Source organism: Streptomyces sp. NPDC056480 (assembly GCF_042795405.1).
In the GTDB taxonomy this organism is placed as follows: Bacteria; Actinomycetota; Actinomycetes; order Streptomycetales; family Streptomycetaceae; genus Streptomyces.
In genome coordinates this window covers 1-20496 of the sequence record NZ_JBHTSA010000139.1, presented here as the reverse complement: position 1 = coordinate 20496, position 20496 = coordinate 1, and the positions used below count along the sequence as shown (strand labels likewise).

Sequence of the window (20496 nt, the reverse complement as noted above, 5' to 3'; positions counted from 1 at the left end):
ATCCTTATGGATCCGGGCCCTCGTCCTCTGAGTAGCGGGGACAGGATTTGAACCTGCGACCTCTGGGTTATGAGCCCAGCGAGCTACCGAGCTGCTCCACCCCGCGTCGGTAGACCAACCGTACCACGGTCGCGGGGTGGAAAACCTCAGGTCAGCCGCTTGATCCCGGTGTCTTGAGCTTCGCCCCGGCCGCCGCGGCGCGCTCGAGCGCCGCCTGGAGGTCCTCCTGGGCCTTGCCGTACGCCGTCCAGTCGCCCTTCGCCAGAGCCGCCTCGCCCGCGTCGTACGCCTTCTGGGCGTCCGAGATCGCCTGCTTGAGCGCGGCGTCGTTGGACGCCGGCGGCGGGTTGGTGGTGCCCGGCGGGGTCGTCGGCGAGGTGGGCGGCGGCGTGGTCGGCGCCTCCACCCCGAAGACCGCGTTGAGCGCCTTGGTGAGGTTGTCCTCGAACACCGTGGTGTCCTTGGTCGTGTCACCCTCCGGCTGGTCCGCGTCCACGTACGACACCGCGACCTTCTTCAGGAGCGGGTAGAGCGCGTTGCGTCCCTGGGCGTACACCGGCTCCACGTACAGGAACCCGCCGTCGAGCGGGACGGTCAGCAGGTTGCCGTACTGGATGTCGGAGTCGGCGCCCTTCATGTCCCGGACGAAGGTGGCGACCGAGGGCAGACCGTTGAGCTTGCTCTGCACCTGCGCCGGACCCGGCACGTCCTCGGTGACCCGCAGCAGTCTCAGCTGCCCGTACTCCTTGCTGGTGGCATCGGCGTCGACCGCCATGAAGCCGCCCAGGTTGGGCCGCCCGTTCGGCGTGAACGTCGTCGTCAGCGAGAAGCGCTGCGCCGTGTCCCCGGGCATCTTCATGCTCAGGTAGTACGGCGGGACCGCGTTGCCGTCCTTGTTGGTCGGGTCGTCCGGCACCTGCCAGGCGTCCGAGCCGCTGTAGAACTGCGCGGGGTCGGTGACGTGGTAGCGGGTCAGCAGCTCGCGCTGGACCTTGAACATGTCCTGCGGGTACCGCAGGTGCTTCATCAGGTCGCCGCCGATCTCGGACTTGGCCTTGACCGTGCCCGGGAACGCCTTCATCCAGGTCTTCAGGACCGGGTCCTGGGTGTCCCACTGGTAGAGGTTCACCGTGCCGTCGTAGGCGTCGACGGTGGCCTTCACCGAGTTGCGGATGTAGTTGACCTGGTTCTGCTGGGCGACGACCGCGCGCTGCTGGTTGCCGACGGTCAGCGAGTCGGCCGTGGTGTCGCCGAGCGTGGTGCGCGAGGCGTACGGGTAGCCGTTGGTCGTCGTGTACGCGTCGATGACCCACTGGATGCGGCCGTCGACGACCACCGGGTAGGCGTCGCCGTCGATGGTCAGCCAGGGTGCGACGGCCTCGACGCGCTCCTTGGGCGTGCGGTTGTAGAGGATCCGCGAGCCCTCGCCGATGGCCCCCGAGTAGAGGATCTGCGGCTCGCTGAACGCGACCGCGTAGGCGGCGCGGTTGAAGGTGTTGGAGAGGTTGACCCCGCTCTTGCCCTCGTAGCTGGTGGTCTTCTCGCCGTTCTCCTCGTAGTCCAGCTCCTTCTGCGGGCCGCCGACGATCGAGTACTGATCGGTCTTCTCGCCGTAGTAGATCTTCTGCTGGTACGTGCCGAGCATCCCCGTGGTCGGCAGACCGGCCTCGGTGAAGATCGGGGAGCCGTTGGCGTCGGTCTGCGTGCCCGAGGCCATGATCGCGCCGTAGCCGTGGGTGTAGGTGAAGTGGTCGTTGATCCAGTTCCGCTTCGGGATGCCCTTGATGTTGAGCTCACGGAGACCGACGACGGTGTCCTTGCCGGCGTACCGGTCCACGTCCAGGGTGGTCGGGAACTGGTAGTACTTCCGCTTCTGCTCCAGCTGCTGGAACGTCGGCGACACGATGTTCGGGTCGAGGACGCGGTAGCTGGCCGCCGAGTCGGCGTTGCTGCGCAGCTGGTCCTTGGCCTTCACCGTCGACTTGCCCGAGTAGTTCTCGAGCTTCGTCTGGTCGATCGCGTACGCCTTGCGGGTCGCGTCGATGTTCTTCTGGATGTACTGCGCTTCCTTGGCCTGCTCGTTCGGCTGGACCTGGAACTTCTGCACGATGGCCGGGTACAGGCCGCCGATCAGGATCGCGGAGAGCACCATCAGACCGAAGCCGATCACCGGCAGCTGCCAGGTGCGGCGCCAGAGCGTGGCGAAGAACAGCACGGCGCAGATCGCGGCGATGCAGAACAGGATGGTCTTCGCCGGCAGGTAGGCGTTGGCGTCGACGTACCGCAGGCCCGTCCAGTTGCCGGTGGCCTTGAAGTCGCTCGACTTCACCGCCAGGCCGTACCGGTCGAGCCAGTACGCCACGGCCTTCAGCGCCACGAAGACGCCGAGCAGCACCGAGAGGTGGCCGGTGGCCGCCGCGGTGGCACGCGCGCCCGGGCTGGTGATCCGCAGCCCGCCGTACAGGTAGTGCGTGAGCGCGGCGGCGATCAGCGACAGGACGACGGCGGCGAAGCCGAAGGCGAGCAGGAAGCGGTACCAGGGCAGGTCGAACGCGTAGAACGACACGTCGAGCCCGAACTGCGGGTCCTTCTCGCCGAACTTCACGCCGTTGACCCACATCAGCCAGGTGCGCCACTGGCCCGAGGCGGAGGCGCCGGCGATCAGCGCCACCAGGGCGGTGACCGCGAGCAGCACCCACTTCTTGAACGGGGCCAGGCCCATCCGGTACCGGTCGAGGCTCTGCTGCTCCAGCGACATCGCGCTGAGCGGCGGCCGCAGCCGGTACGCCAGCCAGATGTTCAGGCCGACGGCGAGCCCCATCAGCAGACCGAAGACGGCGAAGAGACCGATCTTGGTCCACAGCGTGGTCGTGAACACGGACGAGTACTTGACCGAGCGGTACCAGAGCCAGTCCGTCCAGAACCCGGCGAACATCACGAACGCCATGGCCAGAACGGCCAGCACCCCGAGTGTCATGAGCAGGGTACGGGCCCGCCGGGACGGCCGGCCGACTCTCATCCTTGGCCCGGACGGGCTACCGCCGCGGTCCGGCATCTGGAAAGCCAACGTGCGCCCCTCGATGTTGATGCGTCTGAAAGCAGGCCCCGCGATCGTAGAGCCCAATGGTGCAACTTACTGAGGCTTTACCTAGTTCCCGTGTTCAGGGGAAGAGGAGGCAGGATATTGGTCATGTCCAACGTTTCCCCCTCCGGCCCGGCAATGGCCGCGAGCCCCCTCACCCGCGCGGTGCTCGAGATCGACGAGTACGCGGCGGGCCTCGGCTGGGACCAGCCGGCCCGTCTGTTCGCCCTGGTCGACACCGCACGGCTGCGCGCCAAGGAACCCGCGCTCGCCTCCCAGCTGGGCCTGGGTGACGATGCCACCGCCTACACCCCGATCGAGCAGGAGAAGCTGCCGCGCGGGAAGCCCCTCGACGAATTCCTCGGCACGATCGCCTGGCCGGCGGGGGTGGCCGGCTGCGCCATGACGGTGGAGCGGCTCATGCTGCCCCCGTCGGCGGAGGCCCAGGTCCCGCAGGGCCTGAACGAGAAGCAGCTCGCCAAGTGGGTGGCCGCCCACCCCGACCGCCAGGAGGTACGGATGACCGTGGCCGTGCTGCGCGGCGGTGCCCGCGAGGCGGCGATCCGGCTCCGCGAGAAGGACACCGCGACCGAGGTCCTGACCGGCCCCGACCTGGTGCCGGGCCTGGCCGAGGCACTGACGGCGACCTTCGAGAGCTGACCTCCGCCCGACAGCGGAAGGGGCGCCCGGTCGGTGACCGGGCGCCCCTTCACACGTACGGACGCGGACTCTCACGTACGGACGCGGATTCTCGCCTACCGCAGCGGACTCTCGCGTACCGACGCGGGCTCAGCTCTTCGAGCAGCTCGGCAGGGACTTCGTGTCGCCCGCGCGGAGCTTCTCCAGGGACTTCGTGGCGTCGTCGATGGTGTCCACCCTGACGAGGGTGAGCCCGTCGGGGGTGTCCCTCGCGGCGTTCTCGCAGTTGTCGGCCGGGGTGAGGAAGTACTGGGCGCCCGCGTTGCGCGCGCCGACGAGCTTCATCTCGATACCGCCGATCGGGCCGACCTTGCCCTCGTCGTCGATGGTGCCGGTGCCGGCGATGAAACGGCCGCCGGTGAGGCTCTCGGGGGTCAGCTTGTCGACGATGCCGAGGGCGAACATCAGCCCGGCGCTGGGGCCGCCGACATCGGCCAGGTTGATGTCGATCGTGAACGGGAAGACGTGGTCGGTGCCGGCCTGGATGCCGACGACGGCCCGGTCGCCCTCCTCCGATGTGGTGGTCGTGATGACCACCTTCCGGGTGACGGTGGGCTCCTTGCGGGCCTTCTCGGCGGCCGCCGCCTCCTTGGCGGGGACGATCGTGAACTCGACGTCCTGACCGGGCTTCCGCTTCACGACCTGCTTGGCCACATCGGCCTGCGCGGTGATCGCCACCCCGTCGACGGCCTTGATCACGTCACCGGCGTGCAGCTTGCCCTCGGAGGGCGAGCCCTTGATCACGGAGCCGACGACCACGCGGGAGACGACCGGGATGTTCAGCTCCTTGAGGGCGGCCACCTTGGCGCTCTCCTGGGACTGGCTGAACTCCTCGGCGTTCTCCTGGCTCGACTCCTCCTCGGTCTTGCCGTCCGGGTAGAGCGTGTCGTGGGGCACCACCACGTTGTCGTGGGCCAGCCAGCCGTACACGGCCTCGACGGCGTTCATCTTGTAGTCCGCGCTCGTGACGCGGACCGTCGTCATGTTGAGGTGTCCGTCGGTCGGGTAGGTCTTGCGTCCCTCGATGTGCAGGACGGGCTCTCCCCTGGCCTCGCCGAGGGTGTTGACCGTGGGGCCGGGGCTCATCTCCGCGTACGGCACCGGGATCAGGACGCCCGCGATGAGCAGACAGATCAGGACCAGGGTGGAGGCGAGCATCGTCGCGGTGCGGCGTGGCATGGAACGACAGTACGGGACTCGCCTGTGGGTGCACCCCTGGGGCGGTCCGTACGAGGCGGGCCGGCGTCAGCTCGACGGCGAGGTGGCGGCACCGCCCGCGGCCGCGGCCGGTTCGCGCTCGGCACGAGCGGAATCGGGGGTCGTGGTGTGGGCGCGTTCCATCGCGTCCCGGAAGCGTGCGTAGCCGGCGAGTTCGGCCACGTCACCTATCGTCTTGTTCCTCGAAGCCCAGCTTCCCCATATCGCCGCGCCGACGACTGCGAAAAGCGGAATCAGCAACCAGGCCAGCGCTGCCATCCCGACCTCCCATCCCCAGTGAGTTGATCAGCAGACTGTGTCATCTGTGAGGTCAACGCTCGCGCCTGGGGGGCGGTTACGCAAATCGGGCGTTCGGCTACGCCCCGTCGGCGCGTCGGCTTGCCGCCGCGACGCGCGCGGGTGGGGGTCCCCTGAGGGCCTCAGCAGGCTCCCACCCTCCCCCAGCCTTCGGCCGGGGGACCCCCAGCCAGGGGGTGGCGGGTCTCAGCAGGCTCCCACCCTCCCCCAGCCTTCGGCCGGGGGGACCCCCAGCCAGGGGGTGGCGGGTCTCAGCAGGCTCCCACCCACTCCTCTGTGCCGTCCGAGAAGGTCTGGTGCTTCCAGATGGGGACCTCGTGCTTGAGGTCGTCGATGAGCTTGCGGCAGGCCTCGAAGGCCTCGCCGCGGTGCGGGCAGGAGACGGCCACGACCACCGCGATGTCTCCCACGACCAGGTCGCCCACCCGGTGGACTGCGGCCAGCGCGCGGACCGGGTAGTTGGCGACGACCTTCTCCGCGACCCGGCGCAGCTCCGCCTCGGCGGTGGGGTGGCAGGAGTAGCCGAGACCGTCGACGTCGGCGCCGCCGTCGTGGTTGCGCACGGTGCCCACGAAGAGCGTGGTGCCGCCGGAGGCGTCGTCCCCGACCGCCCGGAAGACCTCGTCGAGGGAGAGCGGGGTCTCCCGGATCGCGAGGAGCTTGATCGGGTCGGCGGCGGCCTGCTCGCCGGGGTGGTCAAACGACGTCGGTGCCATGCGTCCATCGTGCCGTACGCGCGCGAGATCCCGGAATAGCGGTTTCGACCGGTCGTCGACGGCCTCCGTAGGAGGGTCCTACAGGCCGCGGGGTCCCCAGGCAGCGGAGTCCTGCGGGCCGCGGGGTCCTGCCGGGTACGCCGGCCCCCGCCCCGGTCAGATCCCCCGCCGCTTCCGCATCTGCCGGACGAGCGCCGCCGTACCCAGCAGGGCCACCGTCGCACCGGCCGCGCCCGCCGCCGTGGCGTCCTTGCGACCCAGCCGGCGGCCGGCGACCGTGTGACGGCCCTCGACCTCCTCCAGGAGCGCCGCGAGGACCTCCTCGTTCGTCCACTTCGGCCGCCAGCCGGCGTCGTGCAGGCGTCCGACGCTGACCACCCACGGGTGCATCGTGTACGCGAGGTCGCCCGCCGGGGACGGGGTGAGGCCGATCCGGTGGAGCCGGGCCGCCGCGCCGAGGGCCACGGCGGAGGGCAGCTCCATGCGCCGGATCCCGGAGAGCTCCTCGACCTCCTCCTGCTCCAGCCAGCCCTCGCAGCCGACCGCGAACTCCCCCTCGACCTTCTCGAGGGCCGCGTACTCCAGGGCGCTGACCAGGTCCTCCACGTGGCAGAACTGCCAGGTGGGCCGGGAGCCGGCGACGACGAGCAGCCGGGGCGACTCGAAGTAGCGGGTCAGCGCCGTGTCCGTACCGCCGACGAGGACGGCCGGGCGGACCACGGTGACGTTGAGGCCGGGGTGCGCGCGCGGGGCCCGGCGGCCGAGGCGCTCGATCTCCAGCATGTCGCCCACGCCGGTGGCCTCCGCCGTGGCCCTGAGCTCGGCGTCCTCGGAGAGCGGGATGTCGTTGTCGGGCAGCGCGCCGTAGACCATCGCGGAGGTGCACAGCACCACCCGGTGGACCCCGGCCGCGGCCGCGGCGGTCAGCACGGTCTGCGTTCCGCGCACGTTGTAGGCCGTCCGGGCGGCGGGGTCGGTCTCCAGGTCGAGATCGACGGCGAGGTGCACGACGACGTCCGCGCCGCGCAGCTTCTCGGCGATGGCCGGGTCGCGCACGTCGAGGATGTGCCACTGCGCCTCGGCGACCTCGCCCCGGCGCTCGTCGATGGCGACGACCTTCTTGATCTCGTCGGACGCGGCGAGGCGCCTCGTCAGCAGGTCGCCGACGCCGGAAGCGGCACCGGTGACCGCGACGACGGGGCCGCGCGCGGCGGACCGGGTTGAGAGGTTTCGCGCTCCGCGAACCTGTGGATCTGGGGAACTCACCGGGCGTCTCCAGCGGTTGTCTTCAGTACGTACACGGATGACGCGTACGGACCAGGTGGCGTCCATCCTGCCGCAGGGCACGGCCCGGCGGAGCACCGAGCCCATTTCCGGCCCGGATGTCTACGCTGGTGGTGTGCGGGGCCTGTCTGGACAGGCCCTGGTCGGGCAGTCGCCGTCGGCAGGAGGCCGGCGGCCCTACGAGCCGAGGAAACCTGTGAGTGACACCCCATTCGGATTCGGCCTTCCGCCGGAGGAGCCGGAGAACGGCGACGAGGGCAAGAAGAAGGACCCCGCCGGAGGTGGCCAGGGGTCCGGGGGCCAGGGCGGCGGCAATCCGTTCGGGGCGAACCCGTTCGGCTTCGGCGGGCTGCCCGGCATGGGCGGGCCGGGCGGTCAGAGCGGCGCGGACAATCCGTTCGCGGCGATGTTCGGCTCGCTCAACCCCAACGATCTCGGTGCGGCCTTCCAGCAGCTCGGCCAGATGCTGAGCTACGAGGGCGGTCCCGTGAACTGGGACATGGCGAAGCAGATCGCGCGCCAGGTGGTGGCCCAGGGCACCGCCGACGGCACCAAGGACGCCAGCGTGGGCCCGGCGGAGAAGGCCGCGGTCCAGGAGGCCGTGCGCCTCGCCGACCTGTGGCTTGACGGCGTGACCTCGCTGCCCTCGGGCGCGAGCACGGCCGTGGCGTGGAGCCGCGCGGAGTGGGTCGAGGCGACGCTGCCGGCGTGGCAGCAGCTCGTCGACCCGGTCGCCGAGCGGGTCGGCTCGGCGATGGGCGACGTCCTGCCGGAGGAGATGCAGGCCATGGCGGGCCCGCTGATCGGCATGATGCGCTCCATGGGCGGCGCCATGTTCGGCCAGCAGATCGGGCAGGCCGTCGGCGCGCTCGCCGGTGAGGTCGTCGGCTCGACCGATGTCGGTCTGCCGCTCGGGCCCGCGGGCCGGGCCGCGCTGCTGCCGCTGAACATCGAGGCCTTCGGCAAGGACCTGGGCGTGCCCTCCGACGAGGTGCGGCTCTACCTGGCGCTGCGCGAGGCCGCGCACCAGCGTCTCTTCGCCCACGTGCCGTGGCTGCGCGCGCATCTGTTCGGCGCGGTCGAGGGGTACGCGCGGGGGATCAAGGTCGACACCTCGAAGCTTGAGGAGGCGGTGGGCCAGCTCGACCCGACGCACCCGGAGCAGCTTCAGGAGGCCCTCCAGCAGGGCATGTTCCAGCCGGAGGACACCCCGGAGCAGAAGGCGGCCCTGGCCCGTCTGGAGACAGCGCTCGCCCTGGTCGAGGGCTGGGTGGACGCGGTGGTCCACGAGGCCGCCAAGTCGCGCCTGACGTCGGCGGACGCGCTCCGCGAGACGCTGCGCAGGCGCCGGGCCTCGGGCGGTCCCGCCGAGCAGACCTTCGCCACGCTGATCGGTCTCGAGCTGCGGCCGCGGCGGCTGCGGGACGCGGCGCGCCTCTGGGCGTCGCTGACCGACGCGCGCGGGGTCGACGGCCGTGACGGTCTGTGGGAGCACCCGGACATGCTGCCGACGGCGACCGACCTGGACGACCCGGACGGCTTCGTGCACCGCGAGCACCTCGACTTCTCCGAGATCGACAAGATGCTCGGCGAGGCGGCCAAGGGCGACGCCCCGGAAGACGGGGACGGCAAGGAGTGACGCTGCACGACGACGCGGTCCTCGTCCTCAAGGGGTACGAGGACCAGCCGGAGCTGCGCGACCGGTATCTGGCACACCTGGACGCGCATCCGGACGGCATGTACAAGCCCTGCGAGGCCGGGCATCTGACGTCCAGCGCGCTGGTGGTCGACCCCGCCGGCGGGCGGGTGCTGCTCACCCTGCACAAGAAGCTGGGCATGTGGCTGCAGATGGGCGGTCACTGCGAGGCGGGTGACGCGACGGTCGAGGCGGCCGCGCTGCGGGAGGCCGCCGAGGAGTCGGGGGTCACGGGACTGACCCTGCTGCCGGGCGGCCCGGTGCGGCTCGACCGGCATCCGATCCCGGCGCCCTGCCACTGGCACCTGGACGTGCAGTACGCGGCGCTGGCCCCGGCCGGTGCGGTGGAGCAGATCAGCGAGGAGTCGCTGGACCTGCGCTGGTTCACGTACGAGGAGGTGGCGGGCGTGGCGGACACGTCGGTGGTCCGTCTCCTGGAGAGCACGCTGGCGCGGCTCGCGTAGGGACGCGCGCGTGAGGGGCGGTCGGCATGCCGACCGCCCCTCACGTCCGTCCGGTGCCTAGTTCCAGGCGTTGTTCTGGTTCTGGGCGTGGGATCCGTGCTGTCCGGCGCCGAACTGGGCGGCGATGCCCTGGCCGATGGCCGCGTTCTGCGGGGGCATGACCTCGCTGGGCTGGACGAGCGCGAAGCCCTGGCCGAGGAAGCTGAGTTCCCAGCCCTCGCCGGTGTTGCCGCGGCGGGTGCGGACGCTGGAGCTGTGCGTCTGCGCCTGCATCTGGACGCGCAGCCCGGTGGACCAGGCGACGATGGCGTCCGCGTCGACGCTCACGTACTTCTCGGGCGTGACCTGCATCATCAGCGGCTGCCCCGAGGTCATCAGGGCGACCTTGCCGCGGCCGGAGATGTTGAGCTGGTACTTGCCGGTGCCGGAGACGCCGTACTGGCTGTCGACGGCGATGACCTCGGTGTGGAGGGTCGAGTCGAGCGCCAGGACGTAGGCGCTGTCGACGGTCAGGCCCTCCTGCTCGACGTCCACGACGTGGACGTACTGGGCGAGGTTGGCGAAGTAGACCGTGCCCTGGCCGGAGCAGCGCATCAGGTCGAGGCCCTCGCCGGTGCGGGCCTGGGCCCGGCGCTGGCCGGGGGTCTTGTACTCGCCGTCGAAGTCGACGAGTCCCTGGTACGCGACCATGGCGCCCTTGCGGGCCAGGATGTCGTCCTGCCCGGTGAGGCTGACCCGCAGGAGCTGCGGGTTCTGGATGACGTACCGCTCCTGGCTCTGCTGTTCGGCGTGGTTGAAAAGCGGGCTCTGCATGGTGTGTTCTCGCTCCCCCTCAGCCCCGGACCCGCAGGCGGTCGGTGCTGTCCTCGCTCGGCTGTACGACGACGATGCCCTGGCCCGAGAAGGCCATCTGGAATGCCTCGCCGCTGCCCCGCCCGATGAGGGAGGACGCCTTGAAGCTGCGCTTGCCCTTGACCTTGAGCGACGGCGACCAGGCGACGAGCGCGTCGGGGTCGACGTACGTCTCGTCGTCGCCGCGGCCGCAGTCGACGACGATCGGGGTGCCGCGCGAGGTCAGGGCGACCCAGCCGGTGCCGGCGATCTCGACGTTGAACAGGCCCTGGCCTGCGAACTTGGCGAGTCCCTTGACCCGCTCGACGCCCCACTGGAGGTGCGCGTCGAAGGCGAGCAGGTTGGTGCCGTTGACCGAGATCGAGTCGTTCTGCAGGTTGATCACGACGACGTCGGCGCCGTAGTCGGCGAGGTAGAGCAGTCCGTCGCCGGAGCACTTCATGATGGGCGCGCCCTCGCCGGTGACCCACTGCTGGGCGACCTGACGGGCGGCGGGCGGGTTGGGCTCGTAGGTGATGTAGCCCTCGTAGGAGACCATCGAGCCGGTCCGGGCGTAGAGGTCCTGGCCGGAGGCCATGGCCACCTGGAGCATGGCGCGGCCGTGGTTCTCCATCCGGGCCGCGACGGGGGTCGGGGCGTAGCCCGCGAATTGCTGGTTCATGACTTCGGGCTCCCTCAGACCTCGTAGGGCTGGACGACGATGAAGTTGCCGGGGGCGCCCCGGAACTGGAGGTTCACGGTCTCTCCGCTGTGGCCGGGGTAGGCGTTGCGGCGGAGCCGCACCTGGCTGGAGAGGATGACCTGGGACGCGGAGGACCACGCCACGACGGCGTTGCAGTCGGCGAAGGTGGTCGGCGTGACGGGCAGCACCACGGGCACGCCGTGGGTCTTCACGACGACCGTGCCGGTGCCCTGGAACTGCATGGTGAACAGGGCGCCGCCGGGGATGCCGTGGCCTTCGATGCGGCGCACCTCGTACTGCAGGGACTCGTCGAACGCGAGGACGTTCTCCGCGGAGACGCAGATGCCGTCGCCCTGGAGCTCGATCGGGTGCAGGTGGGCACCCTCCTCGGCGAGGAAGAGCTGGCCGCGGCCGGTGCAGCGCATCAGCTGCATCTCCTGGCCGGTGGCGTTGCCGACGATCCGGCCGGTGAAGCCGGCGCCCTTGTGGGAGAAGTCGACCTTGCCCTGGTACATGACCATGGAGCCCTGCCGGGCGAGCACGGGCATGCCGCCCATGGCCAGGTCGACCCGCATGAGCTGCTGGTTCTGCGGGGTCCAGCGGGCGCCGGTGGGGGTCTCCTTGTACGGCGCGAGCGCGGCGGCGAGGCCGGCTCCGGTCGCCGGGACACCCTGCGGGACGCCGGGCTGCTGGCCGTACGACGGCTGCTGACCGTACGGGGCGGGGGCGGCCTGGCCGTAGCCGGGCGCCGGCGGCTGCTGACCGGGGTACTGGCCGGGCGCCTGCGGCGGCACCTGGCCGGGGTACTGGCCCGGAGGCTGTCCGGGGACCTGGCCGTAGCCGGGAGGCTGCTGCCCGTACGGGGCGGGGGCCGGGGCGGGCGGCGGGACCGGGGCGGGCGCCATCGGCGCCACCATGGTCGGCGCCGTGTGCACCGGCTGGGCGGGCGGCACGGGCGCGGGCGGAGCCGGCGGCGCGCCGAACGCGGGCGCGGGAGCCGGTGCGGGCGCCGGAGGTGCGCCGAAGGCGGGTGCCGGGGCCGGGGCCGCGGGGGCGCCGAAGGCCGGGGGCGCCGTCGCCTGCGGCGGCGGGGCGAAGCCGGGCGCGGCCTGCTGCTGGGCGGCCGGCTCCTCCTCGGCGACCTCGCCGCCGAAGTTCCGCAGGAGCGCGTCGAGGCCACCGTCGAAGCCCTGGCCGACGGCGGCGAAACGCCACACGTCCTTGAGGTAGAAGTCGCCGAGCATCACCGCGCGCTCGGTGCTGAACTCCGCGCCGGTGAAGGCGTACCGCGCGACCTCTTCGCCGCCCGCCACGATCCGCAGGTGACCGGGGCCGATCTGCGACATCTGGCCGGCGCCGTCGATGGTCGCGGTGAACGACAGCTTGTGGATGTTGGCGGGGATGCGGTCGAGAGTCACGCGGAAGGACTCGGTGTCGCCGGACTGCGCCCCGAGCAGCTGGACGGACTCCTCGGGCGTCTTCGGCTGGTTGAAGAAGACGAAGTAGCGGTCGTCGGAGAGCCGCTCGTCCGCGTCGAGTCCGAAACAGCTGATGTCGAAGGTCAGTCCGGGCGCCGCGATCTGCACACCGATGTACAGATCGGTACCCGCTGTGAGATCACTGATCTTGGCCTTGTGGCCGCGTTGGAATTCCCTGGCCATGCGTAACGACCGTCCCCCATCCCGAATGGCGAATGCTCGCGCCAGGCTAGCCGCTGAGTGCGACATTGAGACAGCACAGGTCGTTTTCGGTACGGAATCGGGAAACCCCGGTCACGCGTGCGTGCCGTCGGGGTCACTCCCCGCAAGCGGACGGGGAGATTCCGGACAAGCCGGCGGCGTCACTCCTCGCGAGCGCCCGGGAGGTGCGGCAGGCGCTCGGCGGCGACCACGCCCTCCAGGTAGCCGCGGGCCCGCTCGGTGCGGGGATACGCCTCGAGGAGCCGCCAGAAGCCGGGGCCGTGCCCGGGGACGAGCAGATGGGCCAGCTCGTGCAGGAGGACGTAGTCGACGACGTACTCGGGCATGCCCTGGAGCCGGTGGGAGAGGCGGATGCTGCCCTCGGAGGGGGTGCAGGAGCCCCAGCGGGTGTTCTGGTTGGTGACCCAGCGCACGGAGCTGGGGCGGGCCCGGCCGCCGAAGTACTGCTCGGACAGCCGCAGCGACCGCTCGGTCAGCTCGCGGTCCCCGAGGACGCTGCGGCTCTCCTGGGCGGCGAGCTTGTCCAGCATCACCCCGACCCAGCGGCGCTCCTCGGCCTCGGACATCCGGGCCGGGATGAGCACGACGGTCCGGTCGCCCTCGCGGTAGGCCGAGACGGTTCTGCTCCGTCGTGGGCTTCTGCGGACCTCGACCGCACTCGTCCCCGCACCGCGGTGCGGCTTGTCGGTCACGCTGCGCTGTGGGTCGGCGGGCACGGCCCCGACGTTACCCGCTGTCAGCGGGGGAAGTCCCGCCTCCGGAGTGGTTTCGGCAACGATCCGCTCACACCCCACACGATTCGAATGACTAATCCGCTCGCCTGTGGACAACTTTCGGCGACCGTCACGGCGGCAGGGCATTCTCGACTCGGGCGGCGAAAGGCCGTTGTCGATCTTGATGTTGTCGATCATGAATGCGGGGGCGGGGAAATGCATCCGATGGTGAAACCGGCGCTGCGGCGCGCCTGGCGGAGTCTTCGCAGCGTGCAGTTCGGGGTGACCCCCGCGCACGCGGTGGTGCTCGATCCGGTCGACCAGGCGACCGGGACCCTGCTCGGGCTGCTCGACGGCACCCGCGGCACCGCACTGCTCCGGACCGAGGCGAGGACCCTCGGCCTGCCGTCCGGTCGCCTCGACGCGCTGCTCGGACGGCTCGAGTCGGCGGGACTCCTCGCCGACGCCTCGACCGGGCGGCCGGGGAAGCCCGGGCCGACGGCCGGCGCGGTGGACGGCGCCCTCGATCCGCTCCGCGCCGACCTCGCCTCGCTCTCCGTCGTCCACCCCGAACCGGATCGGGCGGTTCGGACCCTGGCGGCCCGGCGGGCCGCGCGCGTCCAGATCCGGGGCGCGGGGCGGGTGGGGGCGATGGTGGCGGCGCTGCTCGCGGCGGCGGGCGTGGGCTCGGTCGAGGTCGTCGACTCGGGCCGGGTCGAGCCCTGGGAGACGGCCCCGGGCGGGCTGCCCGCCGAGGCGGTCGGCGAGCGCCGCGCGACGGCGGCCCGCCGGCTGGTCGGCCGCTGGCGGAGGTCCCGTGTTCCGGGCGGACCGGGTGAGGGCCCCGGCGGGGTCGGGCTGTCACTCGTCGTGGTGACGCCTCGGGACGGTCTCGGCGCGTACGTCCCCGATCCGCTTCCGGCCCAGCGGTGGGTCACCACGGGGACCCCGCATCTCTACGCCGGGGTCCTGGAGGCGACGGGAGTCGTCGGGCCGCTCGTCCTGCCCGGCGCCACGGCGTGCGCGCGGTGTCTTCAGGAGGAGAGGACGGACCGGGAGGCGGACTGGCCCCGGCTGCTCGCCCAGTGGCGCTCCGGCGCCCGGCATCCGCTGCCCGCCTGCGACCTGGGTCTCGCGACGGCGGTGGCGGGTCTCGCCGCCGCGCACGCGCTGGCCTTCCTCGACGGGGACCTCCCGGCGAGCACCGGTACCCGCTGGGAGATGTCACTGCCGTTGTCGGAGTGGCGGGCGGAGCGGCCGAGACCCCATCCGGCCTGCCCCTGCGGGGCGGCGCGCGGCGGAGAGGGGGAGCGCGCCTCGGCAGCCGGAGGCGCGCAGGACACAATGGCGGGGTAACGGCCCTGCGCGGCACGGCAGGGTTAACCGCCCTGCGCGGCACGGCAGTCTGGGTTTTGGAGGGGCGTATGTCTGATCTTCCCCGGAAGGCGGTCACCCGGACCGCCAAGTTGGCGGCCCTGCCGCTCGGCTTCGCGGGCCGGGCCACCTGGGGCCTGGGCAAGCGGATCGGCGGGAGATCGGCGGAGCTCGTCGCCCGCGAGCTCCAGCAGCGCACGGCCGAGCAGCTGTTCAAGGTGCTCGGTGAGCTCAAGGGCGGGGCCATGAAGTTCGGGCAGGCGCTGTCCGTCTTCGAGTCGGCCCTTCCCGAGGAGGTGGCCGGGCCCTACCGGGCGGCCCTGACGAAGCTCCAGGACGCGGCGCCGCCGATGCCGACGCGCACCGTGCACACCGTCATCGAGGAGCGGCTGGGCGCGGAGTGGCGGGAGCTGTTCCTGGAGTTCGAGGACAAGCCGGCGGCGGCCGCGTCCATCGGGCAGGTGCACCGGGCCGTGTGGCACGACGGGCGCGAGGTCGCGGTGAAGGTGCAGTACCCGGGCGCCGGGGAGGCACTGCTCTCGGACCTGACGCAGCTGAGCCGGTTCGCCCGGCTGCTCGGCCCGCTGATTCCGGGCATGGACATCAAGCCGTTGATCGCCGAGATGCGGGACCGGGTCTCGGAGGAGCTGGACTACGCCCTGGAGGCGGCGGCCCAGCAGAAGCACGCGGAGGAGTTCGCGGACGACCCCGACGTGCTGGTGCCCGCGGTGGTGCACCGGGCGGATCAGGTCCTGGTGACCGAGTGGATGGACGGCATCCCGCTCGCGGAGGTGATCGCGGACGGTACGGAGGAGCAGCGGAACCGGGCGGGCCAGCTCCTGGCCCGCTTCCTCTTCTCGGGCCCCGCGCGCACCGGTCTGCTGCACGCCGACCCGCACCCGGGGAACTTCCGGCTGCTGCCGGGCGCCGACGAGGACGAGGGCCCGGCGGGCTGGCGGCTCGGGGTGCTCGACTTCGGCACGGTGGACCGGCTGCCGGGCGGGCTGCCGGAGACGATCGGCACCTGTCTGCGGATGACGCTGGAGGGGGAGGCCGAGACCGTCTACGAGCTGCTGCGGGCGGACGGCTTCGTCAAGAAGTCCGTGGCGCTCGATCCCGACGCGGTCCTGGAGTACCTGCTGCCGATCATCGAACCGGCCGAGGCCGAGTCCTTCCTCTTCACCCGTGGCTGGATGCGCACCCAGGCGGCCCGCATCGCCGACCCGCGCTCCCCCGCCCACCAGTTGGGCAAGCAGCTCAATCTGCCGCCCTCGTATCTGCTGATACACCGGGTGACGCTGAGCACCATCGGGGTGCTGTGCCAGCTGAACGCGACGGTGCGTCTGCGGGACGAGCTGGAGGAGTGGCTGCCGGGCTTCGTGGCGGCCGAGTCGGACTGACGGGTCACCACCAGGAGGAGTCGAGGCGTCCTTCGATCGCACGGATGTTGGCGCGGGCGCAGTCCTCGCAGAAGTAGCTGCGCCGGCCGTTCTCCACCGAGCAGGTCCAGGTCAGCGGCAGGGTGTCGGCCGTCTTGCCGCAGCGCGCGCAGACGAGGGGCCCCTCGGGGGTACGGGCGTCGTTCACCCTCGTGACGATAACCCGACGAAGCGCCGGGGACCCGACAACGCACCGCGGGGGCCGGTCCGTTCGGACCGGCCCCCGTGGGGGCGCCCCTGGGGGGCGCGGGTTGATCAGTGCATGGCGGTCGTCAGTGCATGACGGCCATGGCCAGCGCGCGGCGGGCGCGCAGCGAGACGCGCTCGGCGCGGCGCTGCATGCGTCGGGCGGCGACCAGGCGCACGGCCTGGCGTTCCGCGTCGGCCTCACGGTGGCGCTCGTGCATATGGGCACGGGCGAGGGCTTCTGGGGCGAGTTGCATTTCACGGGTCCTGTTCTGACGCGCGGTGGGCGCGGCGGAGGGGAAGAAGACTGGGGTCGCGGAGCCGGCGGGCTCGCTGGTGGAAGAGGTCATCGGGGCCTGCTTCTGGGGATCGTGCGTGAGGGGGCGGTCGATGGTTCCGGTGGCGCTCATGCCGCGACCGGGTTCTTGCGCGGACGGCCACGGGGCCGCTTGCGGGCGACGACCACGCCCTGGACGAAGAGCTCGCCGCCCCAGACGCCCCACGGCTCGCGCCGCTCCTGGGCGCCGGCGAGGCAGGCGGCCACGAGGGGGCAGGTCCGGCAGAGGGACTTCGCGTACTCGACGTCGGCCGGGGACTCCGCGAAGAAGACCTCGGGGTCGTAGGCGCGACAGGGGACGGGGACGCCGAGGTTCTCGATGGCGTCGTCGAGCGCGGTGAGCGTGCTGAGGGGGGTCAAAGTGGGGTCCTCCGTGGGGCGGCCGGGCTGGGCGATCGATGCGGAAGGCGGTACGGACGGGGCGTGCGCTTCGAGTTGCACGGTGGTCTTTCCTCGTCTGGTCGTTCCGGCCTGTTGACCGGGTTTTCGGCTGGTACCGGGGTGCGTCTGTCCCGAGGCGTCCTCGTGTCGTCGTCCCTGTTCGGGGACAAACAAAAGGGCCGCGGATCCCGGGTGGGGTTCCGCGGCCCTGAAGGCGCCGGTCTGATCATGGATCAGACTGGATCACTCCAGGGTTCGAGCCCACGGAAGGCCCACATCTTGTGGTCGTGCGTCGTCGTCTGCTGCTGGGTGCCGGCACCGGTCGCCGCAAAGGCATAGGCCGTGGCCTTGCCTGCTGCTCCTGCTTCCAGTGCCTTGGTCGGTCGCTCATTGCGAAGCTCCACGGCAGGTCGCAGACCGGCACCGGCAAGGCCGGAGACGGGCAGACCGGTGCCAATGAACGCCGAGGCGGAGAGGCCGAGCGAGCAGGCGGAGACGACGGAGCGATCGGTCATTTTGGCGGTGCTGACGAAGCCGGCACGGCTGATGAAGCTGGCGGTGCTGGTCTGAATGACGTTGCTGATCACGTGGAATCGCCTCCTCTCGGCGTCTCGGAGGGCTCGGGTGCGAGCCGGACCCTCATGTTTATTTGGACAAGTACAGCACAGAGACAGGGCTTCTCAGAAGCCGCTGTTTCCGTGGTTAAGAACCTATGGGGCTTGACGGGGCAGGCGCAAACTATTTTTCCCACGAGTTTCGCTCAACTGTCGTCGAGGCCCGTCCCGCCGTCCCCACCTGCGCAGATGGCCAGGACATCGGCGCCGAAGCGGTCGAGCTTGCGGGCGCCGACGCCGGAGATCGAGGAGAGCTCCCCGCCGCTGGCGGGGACCCGCTCCGCGATGGCCATCAGCGTCTTGTCGGTGAACACGCAATACGCCGGCTGGCCGAGCTCCCTGGCCTGATCGGCACGCCAGTCGCGGAGCCGCTCGTACAGCGCCTCGTCCATGTCTGAGGGGCAGTCCTCGCAGCGCATGAGCTTCATGGCGCCGGCCTCGGTGAGGGTCGCCCCGCAGACCCGGCAGAGGACGGGGCCGCGCGGCTTGCGGCGGCCGGCGGCGGCGCCCCGCTCGAAGGCGCCGGACCCGCCCGAGGCGACGGTGCCGAGGGAGCCGGAGCCGGGCCGCAGGCCCTTGAGGAAGCGGCTGGGGCGCCGGGAGGCCCGGCCGCCCGGGGAGCGGGAGAGCGCCCAGGACAGCGTGAGGTGGAGCCGGGCGCGGGTGACGCCGACGTACAGCAGGCGCCGCTCCTCCTCGATCTGCTCGTCGGTCTTGGCGTAGGTGATCGGCATCATGCCCTCGGTGAGGCCGACCAGGAAGACGGCGTCCCATTCGAGGCCCTTGGCGGAGTGCAGCGAGGCGAGGGTGACGCCCTGGACGGTCGGCGCGTGCTGCGCGGCGGCCCGCTCGTCGAGTTCGGCGACGAGGTCGGAGAGGGTGGCCCCGGACCTGGCGCGGGCGAAGTCCTCGGCGAGCCGGACGAGGGCGGCGAGGGACTCCCAGCGGTCACGGACGGCCCCGGAGCCCGAGGGCGGCTGCGAGGTCCAGCCCTTGGTCGAGAGGACGGCCCTGACCTGCGCGGGCAGGTCCTCGGCGTCGTCGAGGAGGGAGTCGTTGCCCCCGGCGCGGGCCGCGCCGCGCAGGGCGATGCCCGCCTCCCGTACCTCCTGGCGCTCGAAGAAGCGCTCGGCGCCGCGCAGCTGGTAGGGCACGCCGGCGTCGGCGAGGGCCTGCTCGTACACCTCGGACTGGGCGTTGATCCGGTAGAGGACGGCGATCTCGCCGGCCGGGACGCCGGCGGCGATGAGGTCCCGGATGCGGCGCGCGGTGCCCTCGGCCTCGGTCGGCTCGTCCGCGTACTCCGTGTAGACGGGATCGGGGCCGGGGTCGCGCTGGGAGATCAGCTCCAGGCGGTGCTCGGCGGCCCGGCCGCGGGCCTGGCTGAGCAGTCCGTTGGCGAGGTGGACGACCTGGGGGGTCGAGCGGTAGTCGCGGACCAGCTTGACCACCGTGGCCCCCGGGTGGCGGGTGCGGAAGTTCAGCAGGTGGTCGGGGGTGGCCCCGGTGAAGGAGTAGATCGTCTGGCTCGCGTCGCCGACGACGCACAGGTTGTCGCGGTCGCCGAGCCACAGGTCGAGCAGCCGCTGCTGGAGCGGGGAGACGTCCTGGTACTCGTCCACCACGAAGTGCTGGTACTGGCTGCGGATCTGGTCGGCGATGTCGTGCCGGTCCTGGAGGATGCCGACGGTGAGCAGCAGCACGTCCTCGAAGTCGATCACCGAGCGGTCGCGCTTCAGCTGCTCGTACATCGCGTAGATCTGGCTGATCTCCGCCGGGTCGCGGGGGGCGTCCCGGTGGGCCTTGGCGACGACGGCCGGGTAGTCGGCGGGGACGGTCTGGGTGACCTTGGCCCACTCGATCTCGCCGGTGACGTCCCGCAGCTCGTTCCGGTCGAGCCGGACCCGGCAGCGGGCTGCGGCGTCGGCGACCAGCTGGATCTTCCGCTCCAGGAGCCGGGGCAGATCGCCACCGACGGCTTTCGGCCAGAAGAACTGGAGCTGACGGAGGGCCGCGGAGTGGAACGTGCGCGCCTGGACCCCGCCCGCGCCGAGCTGCCGGAGCCTGCCGCGCATCTCGCCCGCGGCGCGGTTGGTGAAGGTGACGGCCAGCACACTGGCGGGCTGGAGTCTGCCCGACCGCACCCCGTACGCGATGCGGTGGGTGATCGCCCGCGTCTTGCCCGTGCCGGCGCCCGCCAGGACGCACACCGGGCCGGTCAGGGCCAGGGCGACCTCGCGCTGCTCCGGGTCGAGCCCGTCGAGCACCGCGTCGGCCGTCTCCGGTACCTGCGGGAAGAGAGTGGAGTGCGTTGCTGCTGTCACCCCCCAATGCTGCCAGGTCCGCCGAGCTCACCGCGGAGGCTTGTCCACAGGCGGCGTCCGCGGTCATACGAATTCCGGGAATGGCCGGGACACGGCGTACGTTCTTGCTCTCGGCACCCGTCAGCGAACCAAGAGGAGCGCCTCGCCATGCAGGGCACTGTGACGATGTACAGCACCACGTGGTGCGGCTACTGCCGTCGGCTGAAGAGCCAGATGGACCGCGAGGGCATCGCGTACACGGAGATCAACATCGAGCAGGACCCCGACTCGGCGGCCTTCGTCGAGAAGGCGAACGGCGGAAACCAGACCGTTCCGACCGTCCTCTTCCCGGACGGTTCGACCCTGACGAACCCGAGCCTCGCCCAGGTGAAGCAGGCGCTCAGCGTCTGAGCCACCCGGCCCCCCGCACGCACGGAACCCCCGGCCGGTCGTCTCACC

At 71.5% G+C, this 20496-nt stretch carries 20 protein-coding genes and 1 tRNA gene; 6 read left to right on the top strand and 15 right to left on the bottom strand.

What is annotated here, in order from left to right; translation table 11 throughout:
* Positions 1-32 precede the first annotated feature (32 nt).
* Positions 33-106: transfer RNA gene (locus tag ACFQ79_RS35580), tRNA-Met, on the bottom strand.
* Positions 107-151: 45 nt separating this feature from the next.
* Positions 152-3055: a UPF0182 family protein gene (locus ACFQ79_RS35575; RefSeq protein ID WP_383591133.1), complete on the bottom strand. Its 2904-nt coding sequence runs from the start codon at positions 3053-3055 to the stop codon at positions 152-154.
* Between the two features lie 135 nt (positions 3056-3190).
* Between ACFQ79_RS35575 and ACFQ79_RS35570 the strand changes: the two genes are divergently transcribed.
* Positions 3191-3742: a PPA1309 family protein gene (locus tag ACFQ79_RS35570; RefSeq protein ID WP_329282812.1), complete on the top strand. Its 552-nt coding sequence runs from the start codon at positions 3191-3193 to the stop codon at positions 3740-3742.
* Positions 3743-3871: 129 nt separating this feature from the next.
* On the opposite strand, the gene ACFQ79_RS35565 is transcribed toward ACFQ79_RS35570, so the two are convergent.
* The 4 genes from ACFQ79_RS35565 to ACFQ79_RS35550 form a co-directional block, all read right to left on the bottom strand.
* On the bottom strand, positions 3872-4960 hold the full coding sequence (locus ACFQ79_RS35565) for a PDZ domain-containing protein (RefSeq protein WP_383591130.1): 1089 nt from the start codon (positions 4958-4960) through the stop codon (positions 3872-3874).
* 66 nt (positions 4961-5026) lie between these two features.
* Positions 5027-5161 carry a hypothetical protein gene (locus tag ACFQ79_RS35560; RefSeq protein ID WP_374115399.1) on the bottom strand — a complete coding sequence of 45 codons (135 nt, stop codon included), beginning with the start codon at positions 5159-5161 and terminating at the stop codon, positions 5027-5029.
* A 386-nt stretch (positions 5162-5547) separates the two neighbouring features.
* Complete coding sequence (locus ACFQ79_RS35555; RefSeq protein ID WP_383591127.1) at positions 5548-6012, bottom strand: molybdenum cofactor biosynthesis protein MoaE; 465 nt, start codon at positions 6010-6012, stop codon at positions 5548-5550.
* Positions 6013-6168: 156 nt separating this feature from the next.
* Positions 6169-7278 carry an SDR family oxidoreductase gene (locus tag ACFQ79_RS35550; protein WP_266969074.1) on the bottom strand — a complete coding sequence of 370 codons (1110 nt, stop codon included), beginning with the start codon at positions 7276-7278 and terminating at the stop codon, positions 6169-6171.
* Between the two features lie 214 nt (positions 7279-7492).
* Between ACFQ79_RS35550 and ACFQ79_RS35545 the strand changes: the two genes are divergently transcribed.
* Positions 7493-8935 (top strand): zinc-dependent metalloprotease, encoded by a 1443-nt coding sequence (locus ACFQ79_RS35545; protein ID WP_383591124.1) that lies wholly within the window; start codon positions 7493-7495, stop codon positions 8933-8935.
* Positions 8932-9456, top strand: a complete 525-nt coding sequence (locus tag ACFQ79_RS35540) for an NUDIX hydrolase (RefSeq protein ID WP_383591121.1) — start codon at positions 8932-8934, stop codon at positions 9454-9456. The genes ACFQ79_RS35545 and ACFQ79_RS35540 overlap by 4 nt, the downstream gene beginning before the upstream one ends.
* 57 nt (positions 9457-9513) lie before the next feature.
* Here the strand turns inward: ACFQ79_RS35540 and ACFQ79_RS35535 are convergent, their stop codons facing one another.
* From ACFQ79_RS35535 to ACFQ79_RS35520, 4 genes are all read right to left on the bottom strand, one after another.
* On the bottom strand, positions 9514-10269 hold the full coding sequence (locus tag ACFQ79_RS35535) for an AIM24 family protein (protein WP_383591119.1): 756 nt from the start codon (positions 10267-10269) through the stop codon (positions 9514-9516).
* A gap of 19 nt (positions 10270-10288) precedes the next feature.
* The gene (locus tag ACFQ79_RS35530) at positions 10289-10969 is read right to left on the bottom strand and encodes an AIM24 family protein (protein ID WP_030320784.1); all 681 of its coding nucleotides are present in this window, start codon (positions 10967-10969) and stop codon (positions 10289-10291) included.
* Positions 10970-10983: 14 nt separating this feature from the next.
* Positions 10984-12651, bottom strand: coding sequence for a TerD family protein (locus tag ACFQ79_RS35525; protein ID WP_383591116.1), 1668 nt, complete (start codon positions 12649-12651; stop codon positions 10984-10986).
* A gap of 179 nt (positions 12652-12830) precedes the next feature.
* Positions 12831-13406: a M48 family metallopeptidase gene (locus ACFQ79_RS35520; RefSeq protein WP_187622408.1), complete on the bottom strand. Its 576-nt coding sequence runs from the start codon at positions 13404-13406 to the stop codon at positions 12831-12833.
* Between the two features lie 213 nt (positions 13407-13619).
* On the opposite strand from ACFQ79_RS35520, the gene ACFQ79_RS35515 reads away from it, so the two are divergent.
* Entirely contained in the window at positions 13620-14759 is a 1140-nt protein-coding gene (locus ACFQ79_RS35515) for a ThiF family adenylyltransferase (RefSeq protein ID WP_383591113.1), read from the top strand.
* 68 nt (positions 14760-14827) lie between these two features.
* Positions 14828-16177 carry an ABC1 kinase family protein gene (locus ACFQ79_RS35510; RefSeq protein ID WP_383591110.1) on the top strand — a complete coding sequence of 450 codons (1350 nt, stop codon included), beginning with the start codon at positions 14828-14830 and terminating at the stop codon, positions 16175-16177.
* Between the two features lie 4 nt (positions 16178-16181).
* Here the strand turns inward: ACFQ79_RS35510 and ACFQ79_RS35505 are convergent, their stop codons facing one another.
* From ACFQ79_RS35505 to ACFQ79_RS35485, 5 genes are all read right to left on the bottom strand, one after another.
* Positions 16182-16364 carry a hypothetical protein gene (locus tag ACFQ79_RS35505; protein WP_055600984.1) on the bottom strand — a complete coding sequence of 61 codons (183 nt, stop codon included), beginning with the start codon at positions 16362-16364 and terminating at the stop codon, positions 16182-16184.
* A gap of 124 nt (positions 16365-16488) precedes the next feature.
* A complete protein-coding gene (locus ACFQ79_RS35500; protein WP_055600983.1) occupies positions 16489-16812 on the bottom strand; it encodes a hypothetical protein in 324 nt (107 codons plus the stop codon).
* On the bottom strand, positions 16809-17180 hold the full coding sequence (locus tag ACFQ79_RS35495; RefSeq protein ID WP_209496707.1) for a WhiB family transcriptional regulator: 372 nt from the start codon (positions 17178-17180) through the stop codon (positions 16809-16811). The genes ACFQ79_RS35500 and ACFQ79_RS35495 overlap by 4 nt, the downstream gene beginning before the upstream one ends.
* Positions 17181-17353: 173 nt before the next feature.
* On the bottom strand, positions 17354-17707 hold the full coding sequence (locus ACFQ79_RS35490) for a hypothetical protein (RefSeq protein WP_383591107.1): 354 nt from the start codon (positions 17705-17707) through the stop codon (positions 17354-17356).
* Between the two features lie 173 nt (positions 17708-17880).
* Positions 17881-20058 carry an ATP-dependent DNA helicase UvrD2 gene (locus tag ACFQ79_RS35485; RefSeq protein ID WP_383591104.1) on the bottom strand — a complete coding sequence of 726 codons (2178 nt, stop codon included), beginning with the start codon at positions 20056-20058 and terminating at the stop codon, positions 17881-17883.
* 147 nt (positions 20059-20205) lie between these two features.
* Between ACFQ79_RS35485 and ACFQ79_RS35480 the strand changes: the two genes are divergently transcribed.
* Positions 20206-20448, top strand: coding sequence for a mycoredoxin (locus ACFQ79_RS35480; protein WP_073912119.1), 243 nt, complete (start codon positions 20206-20208; stop codon positions 20446-20448).
* The last annotated feature ends 48 nt before the right edge of the window (positions 20449-20496 follow it).